The following is a 20,003-nucleotide window of genomic DNA, read 5'->3' as shown; positions in this document are numbered from 1 at the left end:
TACTTCCTTCAAAACTTATAATCCCGCTTAGCGGGATGCGAAAATTTTTAAGCTGCCTAATTACAGGGCAATCCCAAACGTTTGAGTAGATGAACATTTAGAAATCAAATTTTACAAAGCAAAGATTTAAACTCCCTTTTCCCTTTTTTTAAAGGGAAGGGAGGCGGGAGGATGGGTTTTAAAATAAATGCTTCGCCCTCACAAAGTCGCGGATTGAAGCACGAGTTACATTACTCCTTCGAATGTTCTGCCAATGTAAGGGATTTTCAGAATGACATGCCGGCACGGTTCCTCACCGCCTGGGCATAAGTTGCCCCTTCGCAAATTAATTCGTAATTCGTAATTTTTAATTTTTAATTTTTAATTTAAAAATACTTCCCTGTGCTCTCTGTGGTTGTTTAAATCCCCAAGGAAGGTTTTTGGTTGCGGCTATGTTGCCTTAGAATACTTTCTTCGAAAAATCTATCTTGCCGTGGCGGGATAAATCCTTTGAAGGAAGGATTCCAGAAATTCTTGGTAATTGTTATTTTTCCTATTAACTTAGGGATTCAATAAAAAAATACAAAAACAGGAACGTTGATGAAAAGGATTTTTAATTTACGATTGGAAGAATTTTTAGCCTTGCTTTTTTTCATCCCTTCATTATTGATTACAATTAAGGCCAATCACTACTTTCTGGCTTCCGGAATGCACATTCCGCGCAAATATTATGGGGGACTGATTCGGCTGGGTGTCACTCTTTTTTTAATGATCGCTTTCTATTATTTTGTTAAATACCGTCCCTTCTGGAAATATACCTGGTGGCTGCGTGAAGTCATGCCATTTTTGTTCTGCATAGCTATTTACACCAACATGCACGACACCATTGGTTTTGTGAATCCGCATGATGTACACGACACATTAATCCGCATTGAGCAGGCTATTTTTGGCGTGCAGCCGGTTCTCTGGGCCCAGCAGTTTTATCATCCCTGGCTGACGGACTACTTCAGTATTAGCTACATGAACTATTTTATTATTGCCGTGGTGGTGGTTCTTTATTTGTTGATTAAACGTCGACCGCTGGAAATGCGCAAGGTGTTGATTGGAACCATCTTGTGCTTCTATTTTGGTTATTTCCTGTACATTCTCTTTCCGGCGGCTCCGCCCCGCTTAACCCTGGCTGCGCAATTTACGCGTGATTTTAGCGGAGGCTTTATCACGCACATGCAAAACAAGCTGATCAATCTGAATCCTTCGTCCTCGAGGGCGGCCTTTCCCAGCTTGCATTGTGCCGTAACTCTCATCAGCTTGATTTACGCCTTTAAGTACAGCAAAAAGTTGTTCCTGATCTTATTGATTCCTGGCATAAGCCTGGTTCTGGCAACGGTGTATTTAAGACATCACTATGTGGTCGATATTATTGCCGGCTTTGCGCTGGCTATTTTTACCTATTTCGTTGCGCCTCATATTGACCGCTGGTGGAATAATCTAAGGAAAAGATACGCCACGGTCGATGACCACTTATTGCAATGGGAAGAAGAAGTGGCTATTCGGCACGATATTTCCGTTGATAGTAATACATAAAAATTTCGGACACTTTTAATTCTTCATCACTTTCGGCGCCTTGTTTGCGGATGCGTATTAAGTCTTTCAAAGTGTATTGACGCAGCAGATCAAGATCCTGTCCCTCAAAATTTTCTTTATGCCCAAATTCAAGAATTTCAATTAACACATTCAAAGAGATGTTTTTAAAATGATAGACTACAAACGGTTCAAAAGAACGTCCGGTTTCGTTTTCTAGAATATCCATGACTTCGATAATGTCCATGCGATCTTTGTACTGCCGACGAGAAGTTAGGGCGTCGAACACATCACAAACGGCCAGGATTTTACCGCCGAGTGGAATCTGATCACCTTTTAATCCCAGGGGATAACCACTCCCATCCACTTTTTCGTGATGGGCGGCAGCGATTTCTGGAATCTCGCGTAAATGGCGCTGGAAACGAATTTTCGCCAGAATATTTTTACTTAATATAGCATGCCGTTTGATAATATTGTACTCCTCTTCAGAAAGTTTTTTATTCTTAAAGAGCACAATTTCGGGAATGCCCAGCTTGCCAATATCGTGTAGCAGCGCCGCGTAACGAATCAATTCAATTTCTCTTTTTGAAAGACGCATTAAACGGGCCACCTGGACCGAATAAAGAGTTACTCGCCGTGAATGTCCAGAGGTAATATAGTCACGGGCATCCAGTGTGGTGGAAAGCGTTTCCATAAAACTGACAAAAGATTTATTCAATTCGTCGTACAGTGAGGCATTTTCCACCGCAGAGGCGGCAATGGACGAAATGGCCTTGAGCAATTCCACATCTTCTTCAGTAAAGCTGCCCTTTCGTTTATTAAGCACCTGAAAAACGCCGATGATCTCGTCTTTTTTGTTGTGCATGGGCATGGTTAACAGATTGCGCGTCCGATAGCCGGTTTTCTTGTCAACCTCAGGATTAAAACGCGGATCGGAGTAAGCATCTCTGATATTTAAGATTTCGCCGGTGCGTGCCACGTAACCGGCAATCCCTTTTTCAATAGGAAACCGAATCTCTTCGCTGACTCCAAGAGCCACTTTAGACCACAGTTCCTGTCGTTCGTGATCAATCAAAAAGACTGTACAGCGTTCGGCATCCAATTGTTCTCTGGTTACTCCCATGATGCGCATTAGTAATTCATCCAGATCGATGGTGCTGCCCAGGTAATCAGAAATTTTCAGCAGTGAAGATAATTTCTGTATTTCGCGTTTGAGCGATTCGGTTAGGCCAGGATCACTGGTCATTGTTTTCATCGAGTTCTTCAAAGTCTGCATCTTCGATTAAATCTTTGTATTTTTGTTGGAACGATTCTTCAGCTTTTTGCCCGCCTTTTACAGGCATTTTTCTGTTTTCGGCCAATGATTTAAAAAATTTATAAAAAAGATAGCCCAATACAAATAAAAGAAGATAACGCCACATGGTTCACCTGGTCTTTTTTGGAACATAATATTTTGTACCGCCCGTGTGCTGATTGATTTGCACCAGAATATTCCGGTAATCATCTTCATTATGCTGAAAATCGATCTCATCAGTATTAATCACCAGCAACGGTGTGCGGTTGTAGTGAAAAAAGAATCGGTTGTACAGTTCGTTCAGAGCATCGATGTATTCGTAAGAGATATTCTTTTCATAAGGTCGCCCTCTTTTTTTAATGTTCTCCATCAAATGTCTGGTGGAAGCCTGAAGATAGATCACCAGATCGGGTCTGGGAATTTCTTTTTCAATCAAGCGGGCGATGCCATCGTACAAACGCATCTCTTTTTCTGAAAGGTTGAGTGTGGCAAAAATACGATCCTTTTCAAAAATGTAATCGCTTACCACTTTTTGACGGAAGAGATCGACCTGTCGCAACTCCTGTAATTGACGAAAACGGCTAAGCAGAAAGAATATTTGCGTTTGAAAAGCGTAATGCTCGGGATCGCGATAGAAATCTTCCAGAAACGGATTCTCTTCAAACTCCTCCAGAACCAGATGCGCGCCTAAGGTTTTAGCCAGCATATCAGCCAGAGTGGTTTTCCCAGCGCCGATGACGCCCTCAATAGCAATGTAATGTAAATTTTTCAATGACATCTTACCAATTCTCTGTTAAAAGTTGACAATCATTGATATCCGTTAATTGTTCTAATACCTGTTGAATGGACCTGCCCGAACTCAGACGAAAATTTTGTTCAAGGCTGGCCAGAGGGAGCAGGACAAAGGCCCGTTTCTCTAAATAGGGATGAGGGATCTTTAAAATTTCTGAATGAATCGCCGGACCTTGCCATTGCACTATGTCCAGATCAATCATTCTTGGTCCCCAGGGTTCGCTCCTCTGGCGCCCAATCTGTACTTCAATGGCTTTTAATTTACGGAGTAATCGGTAGGGATTGAGGGAGCAATCCAGTTCGAGAACCGCATTTAGAAATTCAGGTTGATTTTTACGTCCCCAGGGAGCAGACTTAAACACAGGAGAGCTCTTTCGTACGGTACCCAGTTTTTCAAGTTCCTGGCGGGCCATTTTTAAGTTTTGCAAGCGATCTCCCATATTACTCCCGAAGGCAATCCAATAACGCATGGTTCACTTTTCCCTGAAAATTTCGATCTCCACGCAATCCAAAAGACCGTTTAATGGAACGTGGGGTTTTCGAACACGAATCAACACATTTTCAATGCCGGGTAGTTCTAAAATTTTGGTGGCCATTCGCTCGGCCACTGTTTCTATCAATTTAAATTTGGAATTCTCAAAAATATCTTTGGCAATACGGTAAACTTTACGATAATCAATGGTCCTTTTTAAATCGTCAGAAGCGGCCGCCTGGCTAAAATCGCACTTGATCTCCAGATCGACTTCAAATTTCTGTCCCAATTCCCGCTCTGCTTCATAATAGCCGTGGTGCGCGTAGAAAATCATGTTTTTCAGACGAATGACATCCACTCGATTCGAATCTCCCTGTTTTTCCGCATTCAAATTTAAAGTTTTACTAAATTAAAAAAAAATAAGTTAAATTCCGAAAATATTTGTACACCGGATTTGATTAAGGAAATTGGAGGTGGTAAAATGTATCTATCGACTTACTGAATTTCCCCTTCGCCAGTTTTGCAGAAAAGGTGGTCTAATGGATGATAGCAGGTGCCGACTGTCATTCTGATCCCGATTTATCGAGAGAAGGATCCCTTACACTGGCAGGACAAATTTTCCGTTGGCGTGGAAGAGTGAGAGTGTAATAGTTAATTAGTTGAATGGTTGAATGGTTAAATGGTTAAATGGTGCTGAGTGTCATTCTGAGTCCCGGATTTATCGGGGGCGAAGAATCCCTTACACTAGCAGACAATTCGCATGCGCGCCGTAACTCGAGCTTCAGCTCGAGACTTTTGTAAAGACAAATAAAGATTTCTCCACTCTGCACGTCGCTTGCGCTCCGCGCCCCGGTCGAAATGACAGTTAAGCGCAGTAATGAAACTGCGCCTACAATAGGAAATGAAACCCCTCCATTCTTTAATCTTTAATCTTGATCCTGTAATCTTTTTCCAATTAAATACTTTGCATAACTCGTGAGAGAAAAAGAGTTCAAGGGAAAATCATTCTTTTTTAAAAAGATCTATCTTTCCATAGCGGGATGCGAAGATTTTTTGATGAAGATCCTACTCACCTTCCCTTCTTTTAATACAGGGAAGGGGGAGCAAATTGTGCCGTTTTGCTGAGTTTTACTCTGATAGGCTAAGCTATTTTGCAATTTTCTATTTGCAATCTTTGCCCACTTTGTGAATGCTTTGCGTCCTCTTCGGTTTTTTAAAGGTTGCGGTTATGCTGCCTTGGAAATAAAATGATCTAAGAATTGTTCACAGAACCCAATAGATATCTGTGATCTCCCACCAGTGCTTTAATCATCTCCAACAGTAAATCAAACGAGCCGGTCTGGTCTGACTTTTGTGTTACGTCAAGCGATCCATCCGCGTTTACAGTCACATTGCCTGTTATTTGCTGAAAACGGACGACAAACTGCATTTGCTGGCCCTCTTCCTGCAGGTAGAACCCGTCGTTGCTACTCGATTCAAAATCTTCCCTGCTCCAGAAGAGTGTGATTTTATCTTCATATGGTCTTCCCAGATAGGGACAGAAAGTTTCACAATTGCCGCATTCGTTGCACAGTCCATCGAGGTGTAAAATTTGCGTGGCGTCTTTAAAATGGCCATTTACAGGCACCTTGATCGTAACATTGGCCCGATTGGGGCAAACCTCAACGCACTTATCGCAAACAAAGCTACAGCTTAAACAGCGGGCCGCTTCTGCCAGCGCCTGCTCCTGCGGCGCTACAATCTGTCCTTTTCGCTGAATAATGTGCTCTTTAAGTCGTTGCTGATCAATGAGGGGTTCCTGATCAAACAGCTGAGGGATGTCTGTTTTCTCTTTTAAGGCGATGATTTCGGCAGCTTTTTTGCCATCGGCAATGGATTCCACCACGGTTGAAGGCCCGCGTAGCGCATCGCCGCCAATGAACACATTTTGCAGATTGGTTTCTACTGTAACGGCACTTTCCTTTCGTTCCGGCAATTTTATTCCGCTCTCCTTTAGAATGCGCTGGTCTACTTGCTCACCAATGGCAGAGATGACCGCATCTACCCGAAGTTCTTCAAAGGCATTGTCAATGGCCTGTACGGTTCGTCTTCCATCGGCGCCCATAGGGCCCAAACGCATCTTTTGACAGATCAGAGTTCCATCTTTAAACGAAACCGGTAGCAACAGTTCTTTGAAGAGCACGCCCTCACTCAAGGCCGCCTCAAATTCCTCTTTATCGGCGGGCATAAACTCTTTTGTTCTGCGGTAGATTATGAACACATCCTCCACCTCTGGCAATCGTCTGGCGGCGCGGGCCGCATCCATGGCTGAATTTCCCCCGCCAATGACAGCCACGCGTTTGCCCAATTTAGGGGGCCTCTGCTGTTTGTAACGACGCAAAAACTCCAGGGCATCCATTAGCAATCCATGACAGGGATTAAGCGGCAACCTTTTAGAACGGCCGGCGCCAATGGCCAGAAAGACGTATTTAAATCCCCGGACCTGTAAACGGTCAACGCGCACATCCTGAACTCCAAACCTAAACTGCACTCCATGACGTCGCACCAATTCGAAATCGCGCTCAATGGCGTATTGGGGCAAGCGGAAATCAGGAATGACATTGCGCACCACCCCGCCGGCTTCTTGTTCTTTTTCCAGAACAGTGACCTCAAAACCGGCTCTGGCCAGAAAATAAGCAGCCGATAGACCGGCTGGCCCTGCGCCAAGCACCGCGACCTTGACACCATTGGTCTTTTTGGGTTTGAGTTGCTCCCCATAAGTTTCCAGAAAGGCATCCCAGGCTTGCTCGGCGGCCACTTTTTTCATTTCTCGGATGTACACCGGGTCTTCGTAATCCCAGCGTGTACAATGATACATGCATTGATGATCGCAAATATAGCCGGTAATGTGTGGCAAAGGATTGGTCTCCAGAATGACTTTAAAGGCATCCAGATAGCGCTCTTCCTCCACCAACCGAATGTAGCGGGCCACATCCTGATGAATGGGACAGGCCTCCTGACAGGGAGCCAGATAGCAGTCAAAAAGGGGCAGTGGTTTTTTAATTTTGATTTGCTCCACAGCCCGACGCTCTTTTTGGTAGTGCGCGTCGTTTACACTATTTTGGGCAAGCGCTGCCAATCTTCCCACATCCACCTGCTGTTTGTCCAGCCAGGCTGACCAATTTTCTTTCTCGATCGTTTCTGCCATTTGCTGCAACCGGGCGTAGCCACCTGGTTTGAGCAGATCGGTTACCATGGTTACAGGGTAAATTCCGGTTTGTAAAATGAAACCAATATTGTGCAAGGCAGCCCCGCCCGAGTAAGAAATTTGAATGTTCCCTGAAAAATCTCTGGCCAGGCGGTGGGCCAGATGAATGGTTAAAGGAAAGAGAGCGCGGCCGGACATGTACATTTCGTCGCCTGGCAAGCGTTGTAAATTATTCTTCAAACCGAGCGTATTGGATAATTTGACGCCGAATGAACGTTCGTTTTGCCGGGCCAGCACCTGCAGGTTTTCTATCATGGGCAGGGCATCGTTGTACTGCAGGTCATGTTCAAAGGCTGCTTCGTCCAGTTCAAGGTAGTGATAGCCCGTTTGCTCCAACAACGTTTTCACCTCTTTAAAGCCTAACAGAGTTGGATTCAATTTGACGAAGGTGTGCATTCTTTTTTCTTTTAGCAAATAGCCACAAATGGCATGGATTTCATGCGGAGGACAACCATGCATGGTTGAAACCGTTACAGAATTGGAAATGGTGGGAGCCACGTTTTCAATTACCTCCATTAGACGCTCCTTTAAAGCTCCCTGCCCGGTCACATTCATAACTGTCAAGCTTTCAATGACCGCCGGATTTTGCAGCCAGCGAAGCAATTGCTGTTTGTAACGATGAAACGATTCAACCCGCCGGGCGTCGTTCAAACTATTGATGAACCAGTCCATTCTGGCGCTCTGAATGCCCGCCAGATCATATCCCACACTCATATTAAAAATAAATCCCGGCTGTTGACCGGGCTGGATTTCGCCCAACACTGCGCCTAACAGGTGCAAGATAAAATAGGCCTTCAGATACTCATCCAGCGATTGTTCGATCCGCAGCTCCTGTGACCATTCCACATTGTACCCTTCGTCGCTGGCCTCAATGCAAGGCCTGGGGATGCGCAGACGATCCAACTTCTGGACGGTTTTTAACTCAAAAAAACGCCCGCCTGATAAATAGGCCACAATGATATTCTGGGCCATCTGCGTATGAGGCCCGGCCGCCGGTCCGATGGGAAGGTGCAACGCTTCGTTAAACAGCGTTATTTTGCTGGCTGTATTTTTGTGAAAGATTTTTTCCCGCTGGTATTCAAAAATACTGTTTTTGCTGGTCAGTTCCTCAACCATCCAGTCGAGTAAGACTTCGAAGGGAATGGGCTTCATGGCATCCGACATATCGAACTCCTGCTTGCATTGAGCGTTGATAATCAGTCCAATATGAAAGATAATTATTTTTATTGTACAAAACAAAAGCAATCTGCTGCAGAGCTTTTTAATGAAATTACTAAAATACCTCTAACTGCCCATTCGAACTTTGATTATTCATGCTCTCCCATAAGAACAAGAATTTTTATTCTCCCCCATTACCAGGATTTTTAAAATGGCGCTCACAATTACATCTTTCAGAAGGCTTCATTATTAAAATTGGATTCTTTAAAACAGAAATTGGTAAATTTTCTCCGACTAAACAGCCAGCAGGTTCAGGCGCGGAGGGCTTTGAGGCGTTTGATTTCATCTCTCAATATGGCGGCACGTTCAAATTCCAGATTAGCGGCCGCGCTCTGCATCTCTTTTGTTAAACGATCGATGAGCTCTTCGCGGCTTAAATTATCGCCATATTGCACCTGTGGTTCGGCTACTTTAGGCAGCTGCTTCCGAACATCGGCCACGGCCGTGGTGCGCATGATCTCTTCGGCCGTTTTGTAAATGGTCTGGGGCGTGATGCCCATTTTTTTATTGTAAGCGATCTGTTTTTTACGCCGCCGATTGCATTCATCGATTGTTTTGCGCATGGATTCGGTCATGCGATCGGCGTAAAAAATTACCTTGCCGCCTACGTTGCGCGCAGCCCGACCGGCCGTTTGCATTAAGGAAACATAAGAACGCAAAAACCCCTCTTTGTCTGCATCCAGAACGGCAACCAGGGACACTTCGGGTAAATCCAATCCTTCGCGTAAAAGATTCACGCCAATCAGCACATCAAATTCAGCCAGGCGCAGGTCGCGCAGGATGCTCACGCGTTCCAGGGCGTCAATTTCAGAATGCAAATAACGGACGCGGATGCCGGCCTTTTGAAGATATTCGGTTAAGTCTTCGGCCATGCGCTTGGTCAAAGTAGTAACCAGGGTGCGCTCTTTTTTCTCCACGCGTAATTTGATTTCGTGGATCAGGTCATCGATTTGTGTGGCCACAGGACGCACTTCAATTTCCGGATCGATCAGGCCAGTGGGTCGGATAACCTGTTCCACTACCACGCCGCCGGATTTTTCCAGCTCATAATCGCCGGGCGTTGCCGAGACAAAAATGACCTGGTGAATATGTTGTTCAAATTCCTCAAAACGCAAAGGACGGTTATCCAGAGCGCTGGGCAGGCGAAAGCCATATTCAACCAGCGTTTCTTTTCGTGAGCGATCTCCGTTGTACATGGCCCGCAGTTGAGGAATGGTCTGGTGCGATTCATCAATGATCATCAAAAAATCATCGGGGAAAAAATCGATTAAGGTGTACGGCGGCTGTCCCGGCGCCCGCCCCGAAAGATGGCGGGAATAGTTCTCAATACCGGAGCAATAGCCAATCTCCTGCATCATCTCGATGTCAAAATTGGTGCGCATCTCCAGCCGTTGCGCTTCCAGTAATTTGTTCTGGCTACGCAATTCGTTCAGGCGTTCTTCCAGTTCCAGGCGAATGTTCTCAATGGCCCGCTTCAGTTTTTCCTCAGGGGTGACAAAATGTTTAGCCGGAAAAATAACAGCATGATCGAGGGATTCCATTGTGTGCCCGGAAACCGGATCCAGCATTTTAATGGATTCCACTTCATTGCCAAAAAATTCAACGCGATAGGCAAATTCCTCGTAAGCCGGGTAAATATCGATGATGTCGCCACGGATGCGAAAGGTGCCGCGCTGAAAATCGAAATCATTGCGCGTGTACTGAATATCGATAAGCTTCATCAGCAGGCTCTGCCGATCGAAATGGTCACCTACGCGAATCATGACCAGCATGTTCATGTAATCGGTTGGCGAACCGATGCCATAGATACAACTGACGCTGGCCACTACAATGACATCTCTGCGGGCTAACAGCGAACTGGTGGCTTTCAGGCGCAGACGATCGATTTCATCATTGATGCTGGAATCTTTTTCAATGTAGGTATCGGTTGTCGGAATGTAGGCCTCGGGCTGATAATAATCGTAATAGCTGATGAAGTATTCCACTGCATTCTCCGGGAAAAATCCCTTAAACTCACCATAAAGCTGGGCAGCCAGGGTTTTATTGTGCGAAATAATTAGAGTGGGTTTGTTGATGCGGGCAATCACATTGGCCATGGTGTAGGTTTTACCACTGCCGGTAACGCCTAACAGGGTCTGAAAGCGTTCGCCGCGTTTCAGGCCCTCCACCAACTGTTCAATAGCCTGCGGCTGATCTCCCTGTGGCTTGTAATGCGAGATGAGTTTGAATGGTTTTTCCATGGCCGCCTTGCTTACATCCTCTCCGTTTTGGCTTACATTTTTTCTTGAAAAACGATCGTTTTGGCGTTTGGTTCCTGACGAACGCGCTCCTTCTAAGCTCTACCGGGCCTGATCATATTCTCGGGTTTTAAATATTCATCCAGCTCTTCTTTACTCAACAGTCCCTTTTCCAGGACCAATTCGTAAACTCCTTTATTGCTTTCCAGCGCTTCTCTGGCTATTTCAGTACAGGTTTCATATCCCAAAACCGGGTTCAGGGCGGTTACCAGACTGATGCTGTTTTCAACCATTTGCCGGCAACGCTCGCGATTAGCCGTAATGCCGTCCACACAGCGGAATTTGAAGGTAAGCATGGCGTTCTTTAACATTTCGATCGATTCAAACAAGCTCTGGGCTATGACCGGTTCCATAACGTTTAATTCTAATTGTCCGGCTTCGGCTGCCATGGTAATGGTCAGATCATTACCGATAACTTTGTAAGCCACCTGATTGACTACCTCCGGGATCACCGGATTTACCTTGCCCGGCATAATGGATGATCCCGGTTGCATTTTGGGTAGATTGATCTCATTCAGGCCGGCGCGCGGCCCGGAGGATAGCAATCTTAAGTCGCTGGCAATTTTGGAAAGTTTTACAGCCAGGCGTTTTAAGGCTGAAGAAAACATCACAAAGGCTCCGGTGTCCTGAGTAGCTTCCACCAGATTGGGCGCCAGCTTTAATGGAAGCCCGCTAATCTGAATCAGGTGCTTAACAGCCCGTTCGCTGTATTGCGGGTGCGCATTAATGCCCGTTCCAATGGCCGTTCCTCCCAGGTTCACTTCCAGAAATAGACGGGCATTTTGCTGCAGGCGTTCCACTTCTTCACCCAAAGTGGTGGCATAGGCTCCCATTTCCTGCCCCAGGGTCATGGGTACCGCATCCTGCAGTTGGGTGCGTCCAATTTTGATCACATCGTTAAATGCTTCGGATTTTTGCCGGAATGCATCGATCAAATCCTGCAGCACCTGGATCAATTTTTGTGTGCTGCGGAATAAAGCAATTTTTAAAGCGCTGGGATAGGCGTCATTCGTTGATTGCGAAAGGTTTACATGGTTATTGGGATGACAATATTGATACTGGCCTTTTTCATGCCCTAATATTTCCAGGGCCCGATTGGCAATCACCTCGTTGGCATTCATGTTGGTGGAAGTGCCGGCTCCTCCCTGAATCACATCAACCACAAATTGGGTGTGCCATTTTCCATCCAGGATTTCCTGACAGGCTGTAATGATGGCCTGTACAATATGGGAAGGGAGCAGCCCCAATTCCTGATTGGCTTTAGCTGCGGCCATTTTGACCATGGCCAGCGCTTCGATCAATGACTGGTAGTGCGCAATGCTAATGCCGGTAATGTTGAAATTTTCCAGGGCACGCAGGGTTTGAATGCCGTAATAGACCTCTGCCGGAACTTCCCGTTCGCCTAATAAATCGTGTTCGATTCGCGTCCTTCCGGAAAGGTATTGGGTGGCAATGCCCACGGCCTGCAGGGTTGTCTGTCGCATTCTGCGAGCAATGACACGGGCCGTTCTGGCCAAAATTTTGGCGCTCATGCCCGGTTGCTCCTCGAGCAGTTGTTTAAAATCGTTTAAATCTATTTTCAAAATGATTGATGGCTCTAAAGTGCGCGCAGAGGTTGAATGCGGATCGTCATCTAAAAGGGCGCCTTCTCCTAAAAAATCACCCCGACTAAAAATGGCCATCCGTTTTTCTTCCCCATATGGCGTACGCTTGTAAAGTTCCACCTTGCCCTGGTAGATCACAAAGAACTCTCTCCTGGGCTGATTTTCATGGAAAAGATGGATTTGTTGTCCGGCCTGCCAGGGTTCTAACCGTTGACACAGGACTTCCAATTCTTGCTGACCGAGATCTTTAAACAGTTCTATTTCTTTTAAAAATGCCTTACAGTCCATCGAGCATCCTCTCTCATTAATGAAAAAAGGCTGACCTCATTAAAAGATCAGCCTTAAATTCCAAACAAAATGTAGAGCAAAACTTACGCTATTGCTCTGCCTGCGTCGTATCTGCCTGGGTAGTATCGGCTTTAACCGTTGTGTCTGGTTGAGCGGTTTGAGTGGTCACCGTTTCTTCTTTTACCTCGGTTTTTTTCTGACCGCCGCAAGCAATCAGCCCGAAAACAAAAGCGGACATCAACAACAGTTTGATTAAATTACGCATAAGCCCTCCTGAAAATTAGTTTATGAGTGACGTTAAGCACAATTTATTAGTTTTAAAAATAATAAGCAAAAAAATTTCACTTTTTTATTGTCCTTCCCCTGGCAGACCACCATCTACGCTAAACATGACGATAGCCGGTTGAGTCAAAGATAAAGTAGACTGCCAGGCAACGCCTCTACTCTTTCTGTTTTAAAGCCAGAATTTTGTCGCCTTCTTCCGGAGAAGGGGGATTGTCTTCGGCCCAGACTTCCAGAATGCCATCCCCTTTCATCAAAATTAATGGAATGTATTTTTCTTTGCTTTCTTTAAAGTCCTGAAAGGTGAACTCCTCTGTCAGAGTAAAGACATCCAGCGCCTGGTCCGGGTCCAATAGCTCTTTCAAACGGTCAAAGGTGAGTTCTTTGGCAAATAGGATGCGCCCTCTCCAGCCCGGAACCTGTTCAAAGTCTTCAAGCAGTTCCGGTTCGTGATAGGACACCTGAAAGATATTTTCCCGTCCAAAAATTTCTGCAAAGTGTAAACAAGCCAGAGTGTTCACTTCATCATTCGAAGTCAGGGCAAATAATTTGCCAATACTGCTTAGTTCCAGGCTGTCCTGAAAACTCTCGGACAGGATGTTTCCTTCCCGGGCATCACAGCCTTCCTTTTTAGCCATTTTAACGTTGTGCCGGTTGGAATCGACCAGCAGGACCTCAATGCCCTGCTCTTTTAAAAATTTAGCCAGTGTTCTACCCCAAGAATGGGCGCCGACGATCAGAATCCCCTGGGGATTGGCAAAGGACAATTTAAGACGTGTGGCCACTTTACCGGCTGTTAATCCGTAAAAGGCCACGGTTCCCACAATGACAAAAAAGGTGTAAGACATCAACTGCGTGCTTTGATGAAATCCCCTTTCGGCCAGATACAGGCCAAAGATCGATGAAACGGCGGCTGCCACAATCCCTCGTGGCGCCATCCAGAACAACAAAATACGTTCGCGCCAATTCAAAGTGGTGCCGAGCGTAGAAAGGCTGATAACCAGGGGACGTATTAAAAAAATCAATACCAGCAGGAAAAGATAAGCGCCCGGTTCTAAAAAGGGAATATCCTTTAAATTCAGACGGGCAGAAAGGATGATGAAAAGCACGGCAATTAAGATGAGTCTCAGGTTCTCTTTGAATTCGAGAATGTGGCTGATGGGTACCGATTTTTGATTGGCCATGAAAATACCCATCAGTGTAACGGCCAATAAGCCGGATTCAGCCTGAAAATGGTTGGCAGTTCCAAAAATAATAATTATAATCATCAACGTCACCGGATTGTGTAAAAAGTCCGGCAACCAGTAACGTTTCATCAAAAAGATCAACAGAAAGGCTCCGACCATCCCCAATAACGTTCCGATTAAAAAGGTTTTTAAAATGGCCAGCAGGGAGATGACAATGGCCTGTCCTATGTTTTTAGCTATGATCACTTCAAAGACGATCAGGGCCATAGTAGCCCCAATGGGATCATTAACAATGCCTTCCCACAAAATAACCTGCCCAATGTCTTTTTTTACGCGTAAATGGTGCAATAAGGGCACAATAACCGTTGGACCGGTTACCACCAGAATAGAACCAAACAGAATGGCTATTTTAAGATTCAATTGCAACAGGTAATAGGCCGAAATGGTGACCAGAAGAAATGTGAGCAGCACACCAACCGTTACCAGCCGCAACACAACCTCTTTGAGATCGCTTAGCTGCTTGTAAGAAAGACTCAGGCCGCCTTCGAACAAAATGATGGCTACCGAAAGCGATACAATGGGGAATAAACTATCGCCAAACAATCGATCGGGATTGATCCAGTTCAACAGTGGGCCAATCAGGAATCCAGTCAGTAGCAACACTAAAATGGAAGGTAAATGAATCTTCCAGGAAATCCAGTGTCCTAAAATCCCCAGGACAAGAATGGCCGCTAATTGGATGAATACTTCTTCGTGCATGGATATCCTTTAATTTATTCACATTCAAAGTAAAAAAGATGAAAATAGGGTTCAAGTAAAAAGTGACAAAGAATGGATTGAAAAGGAAGTCGAAGTTGGTGGGCAAGGTGTTTTTCCGACCAGACACCGGCGAGAGGCGAAATTGGTTTAATGATGAAATGGATTCCTCGTCCCGCAAAGCGGGACATCGGAATGACAGACCGGAACGCGCCCTCACTGATCGTTATTTCGACCGATGCGCGGAGCGAAAGCGACGTGCAGAGCGGAGAAATCTTTCTCAGGCGTAAGGGCGAAGCATTTTCCTGAAGGTTGTTCCAATTAGCGCAACCTCTTTGTGTAAAAGTTAAAATCGCTCTTAAGAAGGACTTTTCAAAAAATGCTTCGCCCTTACAAATATCTTGAGCTGAAGCTCGAGTTACGTTATGCTTGTGAATTGTCTGCCAGTGTAAGGGATTCTTCTCCCAATAAATCGAGATCAGAATGACAGTCAGCACGGGCCCCGCACTCACTGTTATTTCGACCGATGCCCCGACTGCGTCGGCGCAAAACAGAGAAAGCTTTATTTTCCCTCCCCCCTGGCCGGCTCGGCTGTCTTAATCCGTTTGTTTATTCCCGACTTTCTCATGATCAGAGTAAATTTGGCCCGCTTTTTTATTTTTGACAGCGAAATGGGCACCATCCAGCGCCGGCCGCTTTTCCAGTATTCAAAAAAGTTAAAAAAGTAAGGACTGAGCGGATTGCCTGAAATGCCGGCTGGCAGAACAAATGTGGCCTGATCAGGATCGGCAAAATCGATCACAAAACGCCAGCTTGGGCCGACAATCGATTTAAAATGGCCCGGATGGTTTCCATCTTCTATGAAAAACGAAGCGTTTAAGGTGCCAGAGCTACCGCCCCAGGGGATCGGGCCCTTTTTCAGACCCAATAAAGTTCCCAACAGGGGCACTCTGGCCATGGGATGGGCCATACTGAGGGTATGGATTTGTCCCCAGGTCTGGTTCTGCCATTGAGAAAGGGCTTTGGTCAGGGCTATGGTCATAATCTCGCGTTTTGTTTCGACTCGATCGGCCGTGGCCTGGTCATCAAAATAATTTCGTGGGCCGTGCTTGAAAATCTGTTCAAAATCTTCGTCCGTCAAACGGCGCACCAAACGCGCTCCCAATTCATCCTGCAACATGGCCTTTTTTAAGTTGTTTAAAAACAAAACGACCAGAGCTGCCTCGCGGGATTCAGGCGCCATGGAACCATCCCAGCCGGCCACACGGGCAGCCAGGGCCGGTTGACCATTTTCCTTTAAGGCCTTAACCAGAATTTTCTGCCAGCGTTGCGCATAGCGATCGACCCGATCCATCTGGAAATTTTGCATGTCCTTAACAGAAAATTTACGTTTTTGGGAAAGCAGTTCGGAAGCGCGTAAAATACGTTTGACAAAAAATTTTCCAAAGAGCGGAAAATTCAAATGGTACTGATCCTGCTTATTATTGCAGGTGGCTAACCAGCCCTGAGCCGGATTTAAACTGTGCGGTGTTTCATCCAGAGCGTGAAAACCGCGCCACTTCAGCGAATCGATCCAGCCGGGTATGGGCAATTTACCAACCGATGCCGGCCGCACCGGAATGGGAGTTCCCAGCTGGTAGCCAATATTGCCCGCACGGTCGGCGTAGGTCCAGTTTGCATCCAGAGCCCCAAACTGCGTGACCGTGTGACGAAAATCCTCGAAATCACGAACCCGTGCTAAATGAAAGGCCGCCTGCACGGTTTTAGCCAGATTCATCTCGAAACCGGCCCAATACAAAGCATAATCGTGACTCATGGAATCGGCCGTCCAGACAACCGGACCATTTTCAGTCCATTTGTAACGAAAGATGTACGGCGTTTCCTGGCCTTTGATCCGGATGGTATCCACAAACATCCGGCAATGGTACCAATCGTGTCCGTTAAAATAGAGTGTGCTGTCCTGCGGATGGCGTTTTTCCTGATAAATTTCCGAAATATCGATGGCGCCAACGGTAAAGGCCCAGGCCGCCTGTCCATTGTGGCCCATCACCATAAACGGCAAACCGGGCGTACTAATGCCCACAACGTGCAGGTTTGTGGACTTCACATGTACACCGCACAGATACCAGAATTGTGGCAGACGCCGTGTTTCCAGATGGGGGTCGCTGGCCAGCATGGCGTGGCCACTCACACTTTTTTGCGGCGCCACCACCCAGGAATTGGATGAATGCGCCATGCGAAATGGCAAAAAAGAATCCGGGAAATATTGGCTAAATAAAAAGCTTTGCACAGAGAGCCCCTGTTCCTGTGGGATGGTCATGGGGGCCCACAGCGGATAGGGTCGCTCAAAATCGCGGGCCCGTTCCAGGCCAATGCGTTCCACTATTTTTAAAAACCACTCATCTGAATTTTGCAAAAAATTCGCAAACCAGGTCTGGAAACTGAGCACACTGAGCAATTCTTTTAACGTGTATGGTTCAAATCCCTGACGCAATAATTGATATTCCATTGGTAAGGCCTCGGCCTGTTTGACCCAATAATTCACCCCATCCACATAGGCCTGGAGTTTGTGTCGATCAATTTCATTAATTGAGGACAGAAATTTTTCGGCCAGCCTGGCATGCCCGATCATCCGATTGTAGCGGTCAAAATTTAAAGTGACAGGCCCCAACATGGCGCTCAATCTTCCGCTTGCCAGGCGACGCGTCAGGTCAATTTGAAATAAGCGATCCCCGGCATGCAAATATCCCAGAGCAAAATAGGCGTCCGTTTCGTTTTGGGCCACCACCTGCGGAATGCCCATGCTATCGCGGTAAACCGTTACACTTTCTTTTAACTGCGGAATCTGAACTTCGCCTTGCAAAAGGGGCAACGATTTTTTAAAACGGGCATAGCCCCAATACAGTGTAGCCAAGATGAGCAGAATAAACGCCAAAAAGCTGATCAGGAACCATTTAAGTGTTTTGGAATTCATAAAAACCTCCTTTGTTTCCGCCAATTTAAAAGTAATTGAATTATGAAAACCACTTTTTGTGATATGAATCCGATAATTTGATTTTGTTGAAAAAAATAATTGATTAAATTACAGTGTTTAAAAAAATGGAGGTTTTAAAAATGTCGATGGATAAAAACTATTCTGATGCGACTAAAAGCGTACATGCGGGCATGACAGACAATGAACATCTGGCTGTAGTTCCGCCGATTTATCAGACGTCCACCTTTAAATTCCGGGATGCCGATCATGGGGCTGCCCTGTTTGCCGGACAGGAAGAAGGTTTCATCTACACACGCATGGGCAATCCGACCATTCAAGCTCTGGAAAATGCCGTAGCCCAGTTAGAACAGGGGCATAAGGGTTTGGCCTGCGCCAGTGGTATGGCCGCTATTCACACGGTGTTCGGCGCTTATTTAAAACAGGGAGATCACGTGGTCTGTTCGGAGGCGGTTTATGGACCGACGACTACCATTCTGGAACAAATCTTTTCCAGATTTGGCGTGGAAACTACCTTTGTGGATACGGCGGATTTACAGGCGATTGAACAGGCCATCAGGCCAGAGACCAAAATGGTTTACGTGGAGACGCCTGGCAATCCGACTCTGTGCATCACCGACCTGAAAGGCGCGGCCGAGCTGGCCCATCAGAACGGAGCGTTACTGGTGGTGGACAATACGTTTGCCAGTCCCATTCTGCAAAAGCCCTTTCAATTTGGGGCAGACATCATTGTCCACAGCATGACCAAATTTTTAAATGGTCATGCCGATGTAGTAGCGGGGATGATTGTCACCAAGAAGGAGGAACAGTTTAAATTATTGCGTAAAGCCCTCAACCTGTTTGGCGGGGTCATCGGACCGATAAATGCCTTTCTGGTGCATCGTGGCATTAAATCGCTGGCCATGCGCATGGAGCGCCATTGCGCCAACGCGCAAAAAATCGCCGAGTTTTTAGAAGCGCATCCTAAAGTTAAGCATGTAGCCTATCCGGGACTTCCTTCGCATCCGCAACACGAACTAGCTAAAAAGCAAATGAGCGGATTTGGAGGCATGATCAGCTTTGAAGTAGAAGGGGGCGTGAACGGGGGTAAAGCCGTGATGAACAATGTAAAACTGTGTCAGCTGGCGGTTAGCCTGGGTGGGGTTGAGACCCTCATTCAGCATCCGGCATCCATGACGCACGCCATCATGCCCAGAGAAGCGCGGCTCAAAGCGCATATCACAGATGGTCTGGTACGTCTTTCGGTAGGCGTGGAAGACGCAGACGAACTGATTGCCGATCTGGATCAGGCCTTAAACACCATTAGCTAAAGCAGCAGAGCCGCCACCTTTAAAAACCACAGAGGTCCCAAAGAAGGCACAAAGGGCGCATTTTAATTAAAAATTACGAATTATGAATTGCGAATTACGAATTTTCCTGTAAAACGTCAAGTCGTGCCGGAGAGTCGAGGCCCCGTGCCGCGTGTCATTTCGATCCCGATTTGTCGGGAGAGAAATCCCTTACACCGGCACGCAGTACAAATGTCCTTCGAAGGCGCAACGTAACTCGAGCTTCAGCTCGAGACTTTTGTAAGGGCAAATCATTTTTTGCCAAGCTTTGCTCAAGAGCAATTTTAACTCGTACACAAAGAGGTTGCGCTAATTGGAACCTTCTCCAGGAAAATGCTTCACCCCGTACGTTGGAGAAAGATTTCTCCGGTCTGCACGTTGCTTCCTCTCCATTAAACCATTCAACAATTCAATAAATCAACCGTAATGTGCAATTAAGGCTTTTAAATTCAGATCGAACGAAAAAAGAATCTTCCATAACTTCAAAAAAACAATTTACAATAAAAAGTACTTATTGGCGGCGCAAAAAGAGAATTTCATTTTTAAATGAAAACTTATCCTTTTTATCTAAAATAATGTCAATTATTGTCGATACTATTTGCCACAAATCGTTAGCTGGGTAAAATATGCAATTTAAAATCGCGTTTATCTCAGATAGATTAGTTGAGTTTCAGTTTTTCTTGAAG

13 protein-coding genes are annotated in these 20,003 nt (G+C 45.9%); 2 read left to right on the top strand and 11 right to left on the bottom strand.

Features of this window, described 5'->3' with window-relative positions:
- Window positions 1-579 precede the first annotated feature (579 nt).
- Window positions 580-1,563, top strand: coding sequence for a phosphatase PAP2 family protein (locus ACWB0I_RS09470; protein WP_479387818.1), 984 nt, complete (start codon window positions 580-582; stop codon window positions 1,561-1,563).
- Here the strand turns inward: ACWB0I_RS09470 and ACWB0I_RS09465 are convergent.
- The 11 genes from ACWB0I_RS09465 to ACWB0I_RS09415 form a co-directional block, all read right to left on the bottom strand.
- Window positions 1,526-2,815, bottom strand: coding sequence for an HD domain-containing phosphohydrolase (locus ACWB0I_RS09465; protein ID WP_479387817.1), 1,290 nt, complete (start codon window positions 2,813-2,815; stop codon window positions 1,526-1,528). The two genes, ACWB0I_RS09470 and ACWB0I_RS09465, sit on opposite strands and share 38 nt — an antisense overlap.
- A complete protein-coding gene (locus tag ACWB0I_RS09460) occupies window positions 2,796-2,981 on the bottom strand; it encodes a hypothetical protein (protein WP_479387816.1) in 186 nt (61 codons plus the stop codon). The genes ACWB0I_RS09465 and ACWB0I_RS09460 overlap by 20 nt, the downstream gene beginning before the upstream one ends.
- A 3-nt stretch (window positions 2,982-2,984) precedes the next feature.
- A complete protein-coding gene (locus tag ACWB0I_RS09455; protein ID WP_479387815.1) occupies window positions 2,985-3,632 on the bottom strand; it encodes a deoxynucleoside kinase in 648 nt (215 codons plus the stop codon).
- A 1-nt stretch (window position 3,633) separates the two neighbouring features.
- Window positions 3,634-4,116 (bottom strand): 2-amino-4-hydroxy-6-hydroxymethyldihydropteridine diphosphokinase, encoded by a 483-nt coding sequence (folK, locus tag ACWB0I_RS09450; RefSeq protein ID WP_479387814.1) that lies wholly within the window; start codon window positions 4,114-4,116, stop codon window positions 3,634-3,636.
- A 3-nt stretch (window positions 4,117-4,119) separates the two neighbouring features.
- Window positions 4,120-4,476, bottom strand: coding sequence for a dihydroneopterin aldolase (gene folB, locus ACWB0I_RS09445; protein ID WP_479387813.1), 357 nt, complete (start codon window positions 4,474-4,476; stop codon window positions 4,120-4,122).
- Window positions 4,477-5,370: 894 nt separating this feature from the next.
- Window positions 5,371-8,529, bottom strand: coding sequence for a putative selenate reductase subunit YgfK (ygfK, locus tag ACWB0I_RS09440; RefSeq protein WP_479387812.1), 3,159 nt, complete (start codon window positions 8,527-8,529; stop codon window positions 5,371-5,373).
- A 305-nt stretch (window positions 8,530-8,834) separates the two neighbouring features.
- Window positions 8,835-10,823 (bottom strand): excinuclease ABC subunit UvrB, encoded by a 1,989-nt coding sequence (gene uvrB / locus ACWB0I_RS09435; RefSeq protein WP_479387811.1) that lies wholly within the window; start codon window positions 10,821-10,823, stop codon window positions 8,835-8,837.
- Window positions 10,824-10,915: 92 nt separating this feature from the next.
- Window positions 10,916-12,772, bottom strand: a complete 1,857-nt coding sequence (gene aspA, locus ACWB0I_RS09430; RefSeq protein WP_479387810.1) for an aspartate ammonia-lyase — start codon at window positions 12,770-12,772, stop codon at window positions 10,916-10,918.
- 88 nt (window positions 12,773-12,860) lie between these two features.
- Entirely contained in the window at window positions 12,861-13,037 is a 177-nt protein-coding gene (locus ACWB0I_RS09425) for a hypothetical protein (RefSeq protein ID WP_479387809.1), read from the bottom strand.
- A gap of 175 nt (window positions 13,038-13,212) precedes the next feature.
- Window positions 13,213-15,000 carry a cation:proton antiporter gene (locus tag ACWB0I_RS09420; protein WP_479387808.1) on the bottom strand — a complete coding sequence of 596 codons (1,788 nt, stop codon included), beginning with the start codon at window positions 14,998-15,000 and terminating at the stop codon, window positions 13,213-13,215.
- Between the two features lie 559 nt (window positions 15,001-15,559).
- Entirely contained in the window at window positions 15,560-17,971 is a 2,412-nt protein-coding gene (locus tag ACWB0I_RS09415) for a penicillin acylase family protein (protein ID WP_479387807.1), read from the bottom strand.
- 140 nt (window positions 17,972-18,111) lie between these two features.
- Between ACWB0I_RS09415 and ACWB0I_RS09410 the strand changes: the two genes are divergently transcribed.
- Entirely contained in the window at window positions 18,112-19,299 is a 1,188-nt protein-coding gene (locus ACWB0I_RS09410; protein WP_479387806.1) for a trans-sulfuration enzyme family protein, read from the top strand.
- The last annotated feature ends 704 nt before the right edge of the window (window positions 19,300-20,003 follow it).

The organism is Caldithrix sp. (assembly GCF_056497305.1).
Note: the sequence above shows the minus strand (reverse complement) of the source record. Positions and strands in the feature narration are given on the sequence as shown.